Below are 15,003 nucleotides of genomic sequence, written 5' to 3'. Positions count from 1 at the left end.
GTCAAAGCTCGTTCTGACGCGGGATGACGACCTGCTTGACGATCAGCAGGATGGCCGCCGCGAACGGGATCGCGACGAGCGCCCCGAGGATGCCGAGCAGCGTACCGCCGGCGAGAGCGGCGACGACGACGAGGGCGCCGGGAACGGAGACCGCGCGGTTCATGATGCGCGGGCTGAGCACATACGCCTCCACCTGCATGTAGATCAGGTAGTAGATCGCCGCGGCGATTGCGGTCGGTGTTCCGGACAGGAAACAGACCGCGACGATGATCACGGAACCGGTGATCGTTCCGACCAGCGGGATCAACGAGAAGAAGAACGCGATCGACGCGAGCAGGATGGGGAACTTCGCGCCGATCACCGTCAGGAAGATCGCGCTCAGGATGCCGTTGACGAGGGCCAGCAGGACCTGCCCCATGACGTACTTGCCGACGGAGTCCGTAATCTGGTCGCCCAGGTCGGCGAACCGCGCCCGGCGGGAGGCCGGCACGAGCTGGTATGCGGAGCGCTTGATCGCCGGCAGCGAAGCCGTGAAGTAGATGGTCAGGATGAGGACGATCACGACGCCGAACACGCCCTGGACGATGCCGACACCGGTCTGCAGCACCTTGGACGTGATGTCCGGCAGGTTCTTCTGCAGCCACTCGGTGACCGCGTCGATGTTCTGCTGGTTGACGATGCCGGGGAACTGATGCTGGAGGCTGAGGAACCACTTCTCGGCGTCGCCGTTGTTCACCCAGGTGATGGTGTTCTGGACGAGCTGGGTGGCCTGGCTGATCGCGACCGGGACGATCGCCCAGATCAGGCCGATGAAGGCGCCGATAATGACCACGAGCGAGACGACGAGGGCCAGCCAGCGCGGGAACTTGCGGCGCTCGAGGAACGAGATCAGTGGCTCGATGCCGAGCGCCAGGAACAGCGCGGCACCGATGTACGTGATGATCGTCGCGAGGCTGGTGATCGCGCTGAGGATGAGGATCCCGAGCCCGACTCCGAGGGCGCCGATGAGGCCGAGGCGGAACGGGTTCTGGATCTTCATGGTTCCCCCTGGGTCAGTCGCGGTCGGCAGTCACGCTTTCGGCCTGCTGAAGGACGCCGCGCAGGTTCTCGAAGTACCCGGCCACAGCCTCGCGCTCAATCCTAATCTGGGCGAGGCGCTCTTCCGCGTCCGCCACGAGGCGTTGTGTACGCTCCTCCGTCTCCTCGAGCAGAGCCGCGGCCCGCTCCTCGGCGTCGTGGATGACCTGCGTGGCGGTCTCTTCGGCCTTCTTCCTCGCCTCGGTGACCGTGCGACGGGCCTCCGCCTCGAATGCCTCGGCTTCGGATCGGGCCTGCGCGGTGCGCTTGACCGCGTCCGCCAGCTGCACGTTGGCCTCGTCGAGGTACTTCTGCGTCTGGGCGACCGCCTCCTGGTGCCGCGTGAGGTACTCCTTCTCGGCCTCGTCGCGGCGGGCCTTCAGCTCGACGTCCAGGTCGATGCGGGCCTGCGCGATCTCGCGCGTGCGCGCATCCAGCTCCTCCAGGGTGGAGGTGCGCAGCTGCGTGAGCTCGTTGTCGAGCGCGGCGCGGGCGTTCGCCGCCTCCTGCTCGAACTCGGCCGTGCGCTGAGCGATCTCCGCCTCGAGCGCCGTGCGGGCCTCGGCGGTCTCACGGGCGACCTCGGCGCGGGCCTCCGCGGTCTCCTTCTCGAGGGCGACCCGCGTCTGCTGGGCCTCGTCGGCGAGCGCGACGCGGGTGCGCTCCGCATCCCGTTCGAGCTCCAGCCGCTGCTGCTCACGCTGGCCGGCGAGCTCGTTCGCGGTCGCCTCGCGCTGATCGGCGAGCTCGACCGTGGTCCGGCGCACGTCCTCCGCGAGCCGGCTGCGCGTCTCTTCGGACTCGGCGGCGAGCGCCGACTTCGTCTGCTCCACCTCGGCGGCGAGCGCCTTCTTGGTCTGCTCGACCTCGGCGGCAAGCGCGGACTTCGTGGTGGTGACCTCGGTCTCCAGAGCGGACTTCGTCTGCTCCACCTCGGCGGCAAGCGCCTTCTTCGTCTGGTCGACCTCCGCGGCCAGCTCGGTCCGCGTCCGCTCCACCTCATCCGTCAGAGCGGACTTCGTCGTGGTGACCTCGGTTTCCAGGGCGGACGTGGTCTGCTCGACCTCCGCGGCGAGTGCGGCCTTGGTCGTGGTGACCTCCGTCTCGAGGGCGGACTTCGTCTGCTCGACCTCGGCGGCAAGGGCGGAGGTCGTCGACTCGACCTCCGCAGCCAGACGGGCGCGCTCGGCGGTGAGCTCGGCCTCGACGGCGCTCCGCTCGCGAGCGATCTCGTCGGCGAGCGAGGTGCGGGCGGCATCCACCTCGGAGGCGAGCTGCGCACGCAGTTCGGCGGCCTCGGCCTCCAGCTCGCGGCGCTGGCGGTCGGCCTCCGCGGCCAGGCGGGCGCGCGTGCTGTCGACCTCGGCGGCCAGTTCGCTCGCCGTCTGCTCGCGGTCGGCGGCGAGCTGGGCCGCGGTCGCGGCGCGGTCGGCTTCCAGCCGTGCTCGCGTCTCCGTCGTCTCCTTCTCCAGGGTGGTGCGGGTCTGGAGGGTGTCGTCGGCGAGCTGCTTGCGAGTGCGCTCGACCTCTTCTGCGAGGGTGGATCGGGTCGTGGTGACCTCGTTCTCGAGCGCGGCGCGGGCGGAGGTCACCTCGTTCTCGAGCGCGGAGCGCGTAGTGGTGACCTCGGTCTCCAGCTCCGACTTGGTGCGCTCGACCTCCTCGGTGAGGGCGGAACGCGTGCGGGTGACCTCGTCGGCGAGCTCGGCCTTCGTGCGGTCGACTTCATCGGTCAGGGCGCTTCGGGCGCCGGTCACCTCGGCGTCGAGGGCCGAGCGGGTCTGCTCGACCTCGGCGGCCAGGGCGGCTTTGGTCTGCGCGACCTCGGCGGCGAGCGCCTTCTTCGTCTGCTCGACCTCCGTGGCCAGAGCGAGGCGGGTCGTCTTGTCCTCGTTCTCGAGATCCGCGCGGGTCTGTGCGGCCTCGGCGGCGAGGGAGGAGCGCTGCTCCTCGACCTCTGCGGCGAGGTCGGCGCGCGCCTGGGCGGCCTCGGCGGCGAGCGCGTTGCGGGTCTCCGCCTCCTCGGCCGCGAGCCGGTCGGCGGTCTCGGCCACGCGCTTGTCGAGGTCGAGACGGATCTGCGCGGCCTCGCGCTCGAACGCGGCGCGGTCGTCGGCGAGGGCGTTCTCGAGCTCCGCCTTCCGGGCGGCGATCGTGCGGTCGAGCTCGGCCGCCTCGGCGCGGGCAGCCTCGGCCTCGCGCGACGCGACCGCTTTGAGCTCCGCCGCCTCGCGGTCGGCCTCGGCCCGAACGGCCGCCGCCTCGCGCTTGCTGGTGGCACGCAGCTCGGCGGCCTCCGTCGCGACGGCGCCGCGGATGGCCGCGGCCTCGCGCATGGCGTCGTTGAGCAGGGTCTCCTTGTCCGAGCGCGTCTTGGCGAGCAGCTCGCCCGACTCGATCTGCGCATCCTCCAGCAGCGTGGTGGCGCGCGCCTGCGCGTCGGCCAGGATGCGCTCGGCCTGCGCGGCGGCCGCCTTCTTGACCTTCTCGATCTCGGCGGCGACGCCCGCGCGCAGCTTCTCGGCGTCGATGTCGGCCTGGGCGATCAGGCGGGTGGACTGCTCCTCCGCGACGCGCAGCGTGTTCTCGAGCTTGGTGCCGAGGCCCGAGTAGGTGGGGCTGCCGACCTCTTCGATCTCGGCGTTGAGGTCTTCGATGCGCGCCTGGAGCCGCTTGATCTCCTTCGCCGACTCCGCGGACTGCGTATTCGACTTGATGAGCTCGCGCCGCAACTCCTGCAGAGCCTTGTCGACCTCGTCCTTGTCGTAGCCGCGGAAGACCTGTGTGAAGTTGGATTCGTCGGTGGCCACTGTTGTTACTCCTGAGGGATTCGGGTCGACCCGCTGCGCGCGTGCCGGGTCGATCCTACAATTCGTGGGTCTACGCCCGCACGGGGGGCTGCGTGAGCGTCCAGACAAGGGTTAGCTGCCTTTCAGGCACGTCCGGTATCGTCGTGTGACTGTGCCCGCCCCCGAACTTCGGCACACGAGGAGTCCTGTTTGCGTTTCGTACTCGCCATCGTCGCGTTCGTCGTCGCCGCGGTCATGATCGTGGCCGGCATCGCGCAACGCACCGTCTTCGCTCCGCCGACCCACATCGAGGCCGGCACCTCCGTCTCCGGCGACCCGCGGTATGTGGTCGTCGACGGGTCGGTGCTGAACGCGCACCCGGGCCAGCAGACGCTGACCGTGACGGGCGTCCCCGACGGCGCGAAGCAGGTCGTGGCTTACGGCCGTACAGCGGACGTGAAGGCCTGGCTCGACGACCAGAAGTATGTCGAGGTGGGCTACCGCACCGCCACGGGCAAGCTGACCACCAAGAACGTGACGCCGAAGGCGGCCGACACGAAGGGCGACGGCACGAAGGATGACGAGGGCGCGGCATCCGGCTCGACCGCGACACCGACCCCCGCTGCCACGCCGTCTCCGTCCGCGTCCGCCGGGGCCGCATCCGGGTCGACGAACGGTGCCGCCGCGACGACCGCCGGACCCAATCCGGCCGGCTCCGACCTGTGGCTCGAGGAGTTCGACGGCCAGGCCGCCCAGGTCACCCGCATGAACATCCCCGACGACGTCAGCGTCATCGTCGCCTCCGACGGCACGAAGGCCGCACCGTCGCGCGTCACCGTCACCTGGCCCGTCGACTCCAGCACCCCGTGGGCGTTCCCGCTGATCATCGGCGGCATCGTCCTGCTCCTCATCGGCATCGCCCTCTACCTCTGGGGTCTCTACACGCACCGCCGCTCGCGCGGCCCCCGCCGGAAGAGCGGACCGAAGATGCCCAAGCTGCCCAAGGCCCCCAAGTACAAGCCCACCGCCATGATCGAGACCACCCCGCGCGGCCGCCGCTCGACCCGCCGGGCCCGCGTCATCATCCCCGCCGCCCTCGCCGGAGTCCTCGCGCTGACGGGCTGCACCACGGGTACGGACGCCGCGACGACGCCGACGAAGACCTCGACCCCTCTGGCCACGGAGGCCCCCGACGCCAAGGATCAGCTGCCTCCCGCCGTCACTGTGCCCCAGCTGGAGCGCATCGTGAAGCGCGTCTCCGAGTCCGCCGCGCAGGCCGACGCCAAGGCGAGCCCCGACCTCGCCAAGGAGCGCTTCACCGGTCCCGCCCTTCAGCTCCGCGAGGCGAACTACGCCATCCGCGCGAAGAAGGCCGACGAGCCGCCGCTGCCGGCCATCCCGGCGAGCCCGATCGTCCTGTCGCTCCCACAGGCCACCGACGCCTGGCCGCGCACGGTCGCCGCCGTCATCGAGACGCCGAAGGACGCGAAGGGCACCGCCCAGGCGCCGATCGCGATCACCATGGTGCAGGAGACGCCGCGTGACAACTACCAGGTCGAGTACGCCGTCTCGCTCGAGCCCAAGGCCAAGGTCCCGAACCTGGCGCCGGCGAGCATCGGCTCCGCGGTCGTGCCGCCCGACTCCAAGCTCCTCGCCCTGCCGCCGCAGAAGGTGGCCGCCGCGTACGGCGACATCCTGATGAACGGCGACAAGAGCCAGTACGCGAACCTGTTCAGCGCGGAGGGCGACACCCTGCGGACCCAGGTGGGAGCCGAGTGGAAGGCCAAGCAGAAGGCCGCCGTCCCAGCGACGGCATCGCTCGCGTTCACGAGCCAGCCCGGGGCAGGGACGGACGTGGCCATGGCCACCAACGACTCCGGTGCGATCGTCTGGACCGATCTGCAGGAATCGCAGGTGCTCAAGGTCGTCGAGGCCGGTGCCGAGGTGAGCGCGGGCGCGACCGCCGCGGCGCTGACCGGCGTCGCCTCGTCGAAGACCGGCATCGAGTCCACGTTCGGCTACCAGCTGGCGTTCTACGTGCCGCCCGCGGGCTCCAATGCGAAGATCACGCTGCTCGGCTTCTCCCAGGGAATGATCTCCGCCAAGCAGCTCTGATCCGTCCACCGTCGAGTACGCAAAAACTGCACGCTTTCCCCCGATGAGCGTGCAGTTTTTGTGTACTCGACGGGGGTGCGGAGGGTGCTGGGGCGCGCGAGGGCGGCAGGGACGCGAGTATCCTTGATTCTCGTGCGCACGCATCTGGAGGAACAATGAGCAACGTCCCGCCGCCGCCCACGAACCTGCGCGGAGCTGTCGATCTGAGCTCCCTCGTCAACCGTCCGCCCGCGGGTGAGGCGCCGGAGGGCCAGGCGCCCGCCGGGGCGCTGACCCTTCCGAGCCTCTACTTCGAGGGCACGGACGCGAACTTCAACGACTTCATCGACCTGTCCATGCGGGTGCCTGTGGTCGTCGACCTCGGCACCGAGCGGTCCGACCAGTGGAAGCAGTTCACCGCCCTCCTCGACCGCGTTGTGGCCGGCTTCGGCGGGCGTCTGGTGCTGGTGAAGGTGGATGTGGATGCCAACCCACAGCTGGCGCAGGCGTTCCAGGCGCAGTCCGTTCCTGCGGTCGCCGCGCTCGTGGCCGGGCGGCCCGTCCAGCTCTTCGTCGGCGCCCTGCCGGAGTCGCAGATCACGGACGTGTTCGAGCAGCTCCTGCAGCTCGCCGCGCAGAACGGCGTGACCGACACCGTGACCGTCGAGGGCGGCGCGGCCCCCGACGCCGACGCAGCGGCGGCAGAGCCCGCGCCGGAGGCGCCGCTCCCTCCACTTCACGCCGAGGCGTACGACGCCATCGAGCGCGGCGACTACGACGGAGCGATCCGCGCCTACAAGACCGCGATCGCGCAGGATCCGCGCGACACCCTGGCGGTCGCCGGCCTCGCCCAGGTGAGCCTCCTGGCACGCCTCAGCGGCCATACCGCCGACGAACTCCGCTCGGCCGCGGCGCAGGCGCCCGACGACGTGGATGCGCAGCTCGGCGTCGCCGACCTCGACATCTCGGGCGGCCACGTCGACGACGCCTTCGACCGCCTGCTCACGCTCTTCCCGAAGCTCGACGCGAGCGGCAAGGAGACCGTGCGCACGCGCATCCTCGACTATTTCGAGATCGTCGGCGTCGACGACCCGCGTGTCGGCAAGGCCAGGGCTAGGCTGGCTTCGCTGCTGTACTGAGCCCGTCCCCACCGGGCACCGGGCGGCGGCCCATCGTCGTGCCGGCGATCTCCGGCAGTCGAAGCTGAGGGAGTGACCCCGCATGTCCCGTGTGCTCGTCATCGGAGGCACCGGCCTGGCCGGACGAGCCGTGACCGCCGAAGCCGTCGAACGCGGCCACCAGGTGGTCGTCGCCGCCCGCCGCGTGCCGGACGACGACTCCGACCGGTTCGTCCTCGGCGCCACCTACGTCACGGCGGACATCGTGACCGGCGACGGGCTCGAGGAGGCCGTGGACGGCGTCGACGTCCTGATCGACGCCAGCAACGCGGTCGGCAAGCAGGCCGCCCACGTCTTCGCCACGGGAGCGCAGAACCTCCTGCACACCGCCGCCCGCTTCGGCGTGCAGCGTGCCGTGCTGCTCTCCGTGGTCGGCACCGACCGCTCGGCGTACGGCTACTACCGCGCGAAGGCGGCACAGGAGCGCGCCTATCTCGAGTCGCCGCTCGACACCCGGGTGGTGCGCGCGACGCAGTTCCATGACTTCGTCACCGCGATCTTCGACCGGGGGAGGCCGCTGGGCGCCATCCTGTCGCCGTCCGGTGTGCGGTTCCAGCCCATCGCGGTGACCGATGTCGCTCGCGTGCTCGTCGACGTCGCCGAGGGCGCGGGGGAGCCGGACAGCGTGATCAGCATCGGCGGACCCCGTGTGGAGTCGGCACGCGACCTGGCCGAGCAGCGCAAGCGGGCCAGCGGGAGCCGCCGCTACATCCTGCCCGTCCGGCTGGGCGGCGCGCTCGGGACGACGTGGCGCGCCGGACGCAACCTGGCGCCGGAGCACGCCGTCGACGGCGTCGGCTACGGCACGTGGCTCGAGACCGGCACCTGACAGCCGCCGACCGGCGACCCGGCTAGCGGCGCGGCTTCAGCCAGAGGGCGCCGAGCGGCGGAAGCGTGAGCACCGCCGACGCGGGGCGGCCCATCCACGGCTCGTCGAGCGCCGTCACGGAACCGAGATTGCCGACCCCGGAGCCTCCGTAGGCCTCCGCATCGGTGTTGAGCAGCTCCTCCCACTCGCCGGCGAACGGCAGCCCGACGCGGTACCCGCTGTGCGGCGCCCCGGAGAAGTTGAACAGCATCACGATCGGGTCGCCGTCGCGGTCCTTCCGCAGGAACGCGATGACGTTGCCCTGGGCGTCCGACCCGTCGATCCACTCGAAACCGGCCGGCTCGTTGTCCAGCGCCCACAGCTGCGGGTGCTCGCGGTAGAGGGCGTTCAACTGCGAGACGAGGTTCCAGAGGCCCTGATGCGCCGGCTGGTCGAGGATCCACCAGTCGAGGCCGCGTTCCTCGCTCCACTCGGACGGCTGGCCGAACTCCTGACCCATGAACAGCAGCTGCTTGCCCGGGTGCCCCCACATGTACGCGAGGAACGCGCGCACGTTCGCCAGCTGCTGCCAGTGGTCGCCGGGCATCTTGGTCAGCAGGGAGCCCTTGCCGTGCACGACCTCGTCGTGGCTGATCGGCAGCAGGAAGTTCTCGCTCCAGGCGTACACGAACGAGAACGTGATCTCGCTGTGGTGGTAGCTGCGGTACATCGGGTCCTCGTGCATGTACTGCAGCGAGTCGTGCATCCAGCCCATGTTCCACTTCAGCCCGAAGCCGAGGCCGCCGGACGATGTCGGGGCGGTCACACCGGTGTAGCTGGTCGACTCCTCGGCGATCATCACGGTGCCCGGGTTGCGTTTGTAGGCGGTCGCGGTGACCTCCTGCAGGAAGCCGATCGCCTCCAGGTTCTCGCGGCCGCCGTGGATGTTGGGCACCCACTCGCCGTCGGCACGCGAGTAGTCGAGGTACAGCATGGAGGCGACGGCATCGACCCGCAGGCCGTCGATGTGGAACTCCTCCAGCCAGTACAGTGCGTTCGCGACCAGGAAGTTGCGCACCTGCGAGTTGCCGTAGTCGAAGATGTAGGTGCCCCAGTCCTTGTGCTCGCCGCGGCGCGGGTCGGCGTGCTCGTAGAGCGGCTGTCCGTCGAAGCGGGCGAGCGCCCAGTCGTCCTTGGGGAAGTGCCCGGGCACCCAGTCGAGGATGACGCCGATGCCCGCCTGGTGCAGCCGGTCGATGAGGTACTTGAGGTCGTCAGGGGAGCCGAACCGGCTCGTCGGTGCGTAGTAGCCGGTGACCTGGTAGCCCCACGACCCGCCGAAGGGATGCTCGGCGAGCGGAAGGAACTCGACGTGCGTGTAGCCGAGGGCTCCGACGTAGTCGATCAGTTGGTCGGCTGCGTCGCGGTAGCCGAGTCCCGGCCGCCACGATGCGAAGTGCAGCTCGTAGACGCTCATCGGGCCCGCGTGCGGGTCCGTCTCGGCGCGGCCGCGCATCCATTCGTCGTCCGCCCATTCATGGCGGCTGACGGTGATGCGGGAGGCGGTTGCGGGCGGTGTCTCGGCGAACTGGGCCATCGGGTCGACCTTGCGCACCCAGCGGCCGTCCTGCGCCAGCAGGTCGAACTTGTAGATCTCGCCCTCGCCGAGGCCGGGGACGAACAGCTCCCACACGCCGGAGGCGCCCATGTTGCGCATGGAGTGGAGGGTGCCGTCCCAGCCGTTGAAGTCGCCGACCACGCGGACGGCGCGGGCGTGCGGCGCCCAGACGGTGAACGCCGTCCCGACGACGCCGCCGAGGTCGCGCACGTGCGCGCCCAGCGCCGTCCACAGCGTCTCGTGCCGGCCCTCGCCGATCAGGTGCAGGTCGAGCTGGCCGATGGTCGGCAGGAAGCGGTACGGGTCGTCGGCGGTCCAGGTGCTCCCGCCGTCGTAGCGCGCCTCGATCAGGTACGCCCCGGGACCGACGATGTCGATTCCCTGCCAGATGCCGTGGCCGACGTGCGCCAGTTCGATGTGGGCGCCGTTGGGCAGCACCGCGAAGACCTCGGTCGCAAGCGGGCGGAGCGCCCGGATGACCGTGATCGGGTCGGCCACCCCCGGCGCCCCGACCTGGTGCTGGCCGAGGACCGTGTGCGGGTCGTGGTGGCTGCCCGTCGCGACGGCCGCGAGCAGCGCGTCGTCCAGGGTGGGCAGGTCGACGGCGGCGGCACCTTCGGGGATCGGGGACATGGCGGTACTCCTCAGGTTGTCTTCTGGTCGGTCAGAGCGGTCGGACGGCCAGGATGTGCACGGGCTCGGTGAATGCGTCCAGGCGCACGTAGTCGTCGGCGCCCCAGGTCCAGCGCTGGCCGGTCACCCGGTCCTTCACCTCGAACTGGGAGCCGAGCGGGAGGCCGAGCGCGGTCACGTCGAGGTGCACGATCGTCTCGCGCACCGAGTGCGGGTCGACGTTGGCGACCACGATCACCGCATCCGGCTTGCCTGTGCGGGTGAACTTGCCGTCGAGGTACTTCGAGTAGACGAGGATGCTGTCGTCCTCGCTGTAGTGGAGGTGCAGGTTGCGCAGCTGCCGCAGCGCCGGGTGCTCGCTGCGCGCCCGGTTCAGCATGGTCAGGTAGCCCGCGAGCGAGCGGCCCTGCGACTGCGCCCTGGCGTAGTCGCGCGGGCGGTACTCGTACTTCTCGTTGTCGATGTACTCCTCGGCGCCGGGCCGGGCGACGTTCTCGAACAGCTCGTAGCCGGAGTAGACGCCCCAGCTGGGCGCTGCAGTGGCCGCGATTGCGGCGCGCACCTTGAAGGCGGCTGGCCCGCCGAACTGCAGGTACTCGGTGAGGATGTCCGGTGTGTTCACGAACAGGTTCGGCCGCAGATAGTCGGCGGTCTCGTGCGCCAGCGAGTGGAGGAACTCCTCGAGCTCCTCCTTCGTGTTGCGCCAGGTGAAGTACGTGTACGACTGCTGGAATCCGGCCTTCGCCAGGGTGCGGAGGAGTGCAGGGCGGGTGAACGCCTCGGCGAGGAACACCGCATCCGGGTCGGTCGCGTTGACCGTGTGGATGAGCCACTCCCAGAAGTGAAGCGGCTTGGTGTGCGGGTTGTCGACGCGGAAGATGCGGACGCCGAGCGACATCCAGTGCCGCACGATGCGCAGCACCTCCTGCCGGAGCCCCTCGTAGTCGTTGTCGAAGTTGATGGGGTAAATGTCCTGGTACTTCTTCGGCGGGTTCTCGGCGTACGCGATGGTGCCGTCGGGGAGGGTCGTGAACCACTCCGGATGCTCGGTCACCCAGGGGTGATCGGGGGAGGCCTGCAGGGCGAGGTCGAGGGCCACCTCGAGACCGGCCTGCTTCGCCTTGCCGAGGAAGAAGACGAAGTCCTTCTCGGTGCCGAGATCCGGGTGGATGGCGTCGTGGCCGCCCTCGGCGCTGCCGATCGCCCAGGGCGAACCGGGGTCGTTCTCGCCCGCGTCGAGCGTGTTGTTGGGGCCCTTGCGGAATGTGCGGCCGATGGGATGGATCGGCGGCAGGTACACGACATCGAAGCCCATCGCGGCGACCTCGGGGAGGCGCTTCGCCGCGGTGCGGAAGGTGCCCGACTTCCAGGAGCCGTCGGGCAGCTGCTTCGCGCCCTCGGAGCGCGGGAAGAATTCGTACCAGCTGCCGACCCCCGCACGGGTCCGCTCCACCTGGATGGCGCGCGTGGCCGAGAGCGTGGGAAGGCTGACGACCGGGCGCTCGGTGAGGACCTGCTGGATGCGCTCGTCGACGGCGGCGGCGAAGCGCTCATCCACTGGCCGGTTGATGTCCGCGACGACCTTGGCCGCTTCGGAGAGGTGGCGACGCTCAGCGGTGCTGCGGCGCTTGTCCTTGGATGCGGTTACCAGGAGGTCGTGGCCCATCCGCAGCATCAGCTCGACGTCGATCCCGGCCGGGACCTTCACCTCGGCGTTGTGGTGCCAGGTGGCGTACTCGTCGGCGTATGCCTGAACGCGGTAGCGCCAGAGACCGGTCTGGTCGAGCTGCACCTCCACCTCCCACCGGTCGGTACCGGCGGTCAGCGGGTGCATGTGGTGCTCGGTCTGCTGCCCAGCGGGGTCGAGCAGGATGAGGTCCACCCCGATCTTGTCGTGCCCCTCGCGGAACGCGGTCGCGCGGAACGGGATGACCTCCCCGCTGAACGCGGTCGCGGCCCAGAGCCCCTCATCCACCTGGGGGGAGAGCTCGAGAATAGGGATGCGGCCGAGCAGGGGCTCGTACGGGCCCGGTTCCGGGGCGCTGGGGGCCGCCTCCGTCGCGGCGGCTGATGACCTGGTCGCTGCGTTCTTCACCACGCACCCGACCGTACACTCATTAACCCGCCCGTCATGAGGCTCGTTTACAGTGGACCGAGTGAAGGCCATCCGAAGATTCACCGTCCGCGCCGTCCTCCCCGAGAACCTCTCAGCATTGGAGGAGATCGCAGGCAACCTCCGCTGGTCCTGGCACGAGCCCACCAAGGAGCTGTTCGCCCGCATCTCACCCGAGCTGTGGCAGCAGGTGAGGCATGATCCCATCGCCCTCCTCGGCGCCGTCGAGCCGTCGCGGCTCGCCGAGCTCGCCGCCGATCAGGGCTACGTCGACTGGGCGAACCACATCCGCGACGACCTGCGCGCGTACATCCACGACCCGCGCTGGTACCAGTCGCTCGGGGATGCCGCGCCGCAGACCATCGCCTACTTCTCGCCCGAATTCGGCATCGCCGCGACCCTGCCGCAGTACTCCGGCGGCCTCGGCATCCTCGCCGGCGACCACCTGAAGGCGGCCAGCGACCTCGGCGTGCCGCTCGTCGCCGCCGGGCTGTTCTACCGCTCCGGGTACTTCTCGCAGGCGATCACGCCCGACGGCTGGCAGCTGGAGAGCTACCCGGTGCTCGACCCGGACGGGCTGCCGCTCAGCGTCCTCCGCAACCCCGACGGCACGCCCGTCCAGATCTCGCTGGCCTTGCCGGACGGCGTGCTGCACGCCCGCGTCTGGCAGGCGGCGGTCGGCCGGGTGAAGCTGCTCCTGCTCGACACCGACATCCCCGACAACGAGGAGCGCCTGCGCTCGGTCACCGACCGCCTGTACGGCGGCGGCGGTGAGCACCGCCTCCTGCAGGAGCTCCTGCTCGGCATCGGCGGCGTCCGCGCCGTGAAGGCGTGGACGGAGCTGACCGGCGCACCCGAGGCGGAGGTGTTCCACACCAACGAGGGGCACGCCGGCTTCCTCGGACTGGAGCGCATCTCCGACCTGATCGGCGAGGGGCTCACCTTCGACCAGGCGCTGCAGGTCGTGCGCGCCGGGACGGTGTTCACGACGCACACGCCCGTACCCGCCGGCATCGACCGGTTCGACAGGGCGCTGGTCCAGCGGTACTTCTCCACGTCCCTCCTCCCGGGCGTGAGCGCCGACCAGGTGCTGCCGCTCGGCGCGGAGGACTACCCGGGCGGCTCGCCCGACGTGTTCAACATGGCGGTCATGGGCCTGCGCCTCGGCCAGCACGCGAACGGCGTCTCCAAACTCCACGGCGACGTCTCCCGTCACATGTTCAACGGCCTCTACCCGGGATTCGACCCGCAGGAGGTGCCGATCGACTCGGTAACCAATGGCGTCCACGCGCCCACCTGGACCGACCCGATGCTGCGCGCCCTCGCGCTGGAGCGCCTGGGCACCGAGGACACGACGCACGCCGACTGGGGCAACGCGTCGGCCGTGGGCGACGCCGACCTGTGGGGCGTCCGGACCCGGATGCGCGAACAGCTGGTGCAGGACGCGCGGCGCCGCCTCATGGCGGCGTGGGAGGACCAGAACCCGGGCGGCATCGCGCCGGCGTGGATGAGCGACCTGCTCGACCCGAACGTCCTCACCATCGGCTTCGCACGGCGCGTCCCGACGTACAAGCGGCTCACCCTGATGCTGCACGACCCGGACCGGCTGCGCCGCATCCTGACCGACCCCGAGCGGCCCGTGCAGTTCGTGATCGCCGGCAAGTCGCATCCCGCCGACGACGAAGGCAAGCGCCTCATCCAGAAGCTCGTGCAGTTCGCGTCGGAGGCGGACATCCGCCAGCGCATGGTGTTCCTGCCCGACTACGACATCGGGATGGCGCAGCTGCTCTATCCCGGAACCGACGTCTGGCTGAACAACCCGCTGCGACCGCTGGAGGCGTGCGGGACGTCCGGCATGAAGGCGGCCCTCAACGGCGCGCTCAACCTGTCGATCCTCGACGGCTGGTGGAACGAGTTCTACGACGGCGAGAACGGCTGGGCCATCCCGTCCGCGGATGCGGCCGGAGACGGCGCCGAGCGCGACGCGCTCGAGGCCGAGGCGATGTACGACCTGATCGAGCACCAGATCGCGCCGCGCTTCTACGAGCGCGACGGCGACGGGGTCCCGACCGCGTGGGTCTCGCGCATCCGCCACACGCTGGCCACGCTCTCGTCGCCGCTCTCGGCCGAGCGCATGGTGCGCGAGTACGTCGAGCGGCTCTATCTCCCGGCCTCGAACTACGAGAACCGGCTGAGCGAGAACGACTACGCCGAGGCGCGGTCGCTCGCCGCCTGGAAGCAGCGGGTCGAGGCCGCGTGGCCCGGCGTCGCGGTGACGCACGTGGACGCGGGCGGAGTGGATGCGGTGCCGCAGGTCGGCGACGAGCTGCACGTGCGCGCCCTGGTCCAGCTGAACGGGCTCTCGCCGGACGACGTCGAGGTGCAGGTCGTCTACGGCCGCAGCCAGGAGGGCGACGAGCTCACCGACGTGCACCGGCAGGCGCTGACGGTCGACAACGGCGTGCCGGGCACGCACGACGCGTCGGTCGCGCACGAGTTCGTCGGCACGGTCCGCCTGGGCTGGGCGGGATCCTTCGGCTACACGGTCCGCGTGGTGCCGGTGCACGACCTGCTGCTCACCCCCGCCGAGCTCGGCCTCGTGACCACCGCCTCCTGACCCAAGCCAACAGCTCCTGAGTTTTTCGGCCCCCGAACGGCGTGTCGGGGCGAAAAACTCAGGAGCTGATGGCGGG

General features: G+C 70.2%; 8 protein-coding genes. 4 read left to right on the top strand and 4 right to left on the bottom strand.

The genetic code is table 11. The features are described from left to right. Window position 1: 1 nt before the first annotated feature. Window positions 2-1,039 carry an AI-2E family transporter gene (locus tag BLR91_RS09760; RefSeq protein WP_089875482.1) on the bottom strand — a complete coding sequence of 346 codons (1,038 nt, stop codon included), beginning with the start codon at window positions 1,037-1,039 and terminating at the stop codon, window positions 2-4. Between the two features lie 13 nt (window positions 1,040-1,052). Further along, a complete protein-coding gene (locus BLR91_RS09755) occupies window positions 1,053-3,887 on the bottom strand; it encodes a DivIVA domain-containing protein (protein WP_089875483.1) in 2,835 nt (944 codons plus the stop codon). Between the two features lie 189 nt (window positions 3,888-4,076). On the opposite strand from BLR91_RS09755, the gene BLR91_RS09750 reads away from it, so the two are divergent. The 3 genes from BLR91_RS09750 (at window position 4,077) to BLR91_RS09740 (ending at window position 7,967) form a co-directional block, all read left to right on the top strand. Continuing rightward, the gene (locus tag BLR91_RS09750; protein ID WP_089875484.1) at window positions 4,077-5,981 is read left to right on the top strand and encodes a hypothetical protein; all 1,905 of its coding nucleotides are present in this window, start codon (window positions 4,077-4,079) and stop codon (window positions 5,979-5,981) included. A 155-nt stretch (window positions 5,982-6,136) separates the two neighbouring features. Beyond that, a complete protein-coding gene (locus tag BLR91_RS09745; RefSeq protein WP_089875485.1) occupies window positions 6,137-7,099 on the top strand; it encodes a tetratricopeptide repeat protein in 963 nt (320 codons plus the stop codon). Window positions 7,100-7,181: 82 nt separating this feature from the next. Further along, window positions 7,182-7,967: an SDR family oxidoreductase gene (locus tag BLR91_RS09740; protein WP_018190716.1), complete on the top strand. Its 786-nt coding sequence runs from the start codon at window positions 7,182-7,184 to the stop codon at window positions 7,965-7,967. Window positions 7,968-7,989: 22 nt separating this feature from the next. Here BLR91_RS09740 and glgB read toward each other — a convergent pair whose 3' ends face one another. After that, window positions 7,990-10,197, bottom strand: a complete 2,208-nt coding sequence (glgB, locus tag BLR91_RS09735; protein WP_089875486.1) for a 1,4-alpha-glucan branching protein GlgB — start codon at window positions 10,195-10,197, stop codon at window positions 7,990-7,992. Between the two features lie 31 nt (window positions 10,198-10,228). Continuing rightward, a complete protein-coding gene (locus BLR91_RS09730) occupies window positions 10,229-12,193 on the bottom strand; it encodes an alpha-1,4-glucan--maltose-1-phosphate maltosyltransferase (RefSeq protein ID WP_089881453.1) in 1,965 nt (654 codons plus the stop codon). A 160-nt stretch (window positions 12,194-12,353) separates the two neighbouring features. Between BLR91_RS09730 and glgP the strand changes: the two genes are divergently transcribed. Continuing rightward, window positions 12,354-14,927: an alpha-glucan family phosphorylase gene (glgP, locus tag BLR91_RS09725; RefSeq protein ID WP_089875487.1), complete on the top strand. Its 2,574-nt coding sequence runs from the start codon at window positions 12,354-12,356 to the stop codon at window positions 14,925-14,927. Window positions 14,928-15,003: the final 76 nt, after the last annotated feature.

The organism is Leifsonia sp. 466MF (assembly GCF_900100265.1).
GTDB lineage: Bacteria > Actinomycetota > Actinomycetes > Actinomycetales > Microbacteriaceae > Leifsonia.
The sequence above is the reverse complement of the archived record's forward strand: the minus strand, read 5'-3'. Positions and strand labels throughout refer to the sequence as shown.

Coding starts and splice junctions, on each gene's coding strand:
- BLR91_RS09760 (WP_089875482.1), bottom strand. CDS start 1,039: ATGAAGATCCAGAACCCGTTCCGCCTCGGCCTCATCGGCGCCCTCGGA.
- BLR91_RS09745 (WP_089875485.1), top strand. CDS start 6,137: ATGAGCAACGTCCCGCCGCCGCCCACGAACCTGCGCGGAGCTGTCGAT.
- BLR91_RS09740 (WP_018190716.1), top strand. CDS start 7,182: ATGTCCCGTGTGCTCGTCATCGGAGGCACCGGCCTGGCCGGACGAGCC.
- glgB (WP_089875486.1), bottom strand. CDS start 10,197: ATGTCCCCGATCCCCGAAGGTGCCGCCGCCGTCGACCTGCCCACCCTG.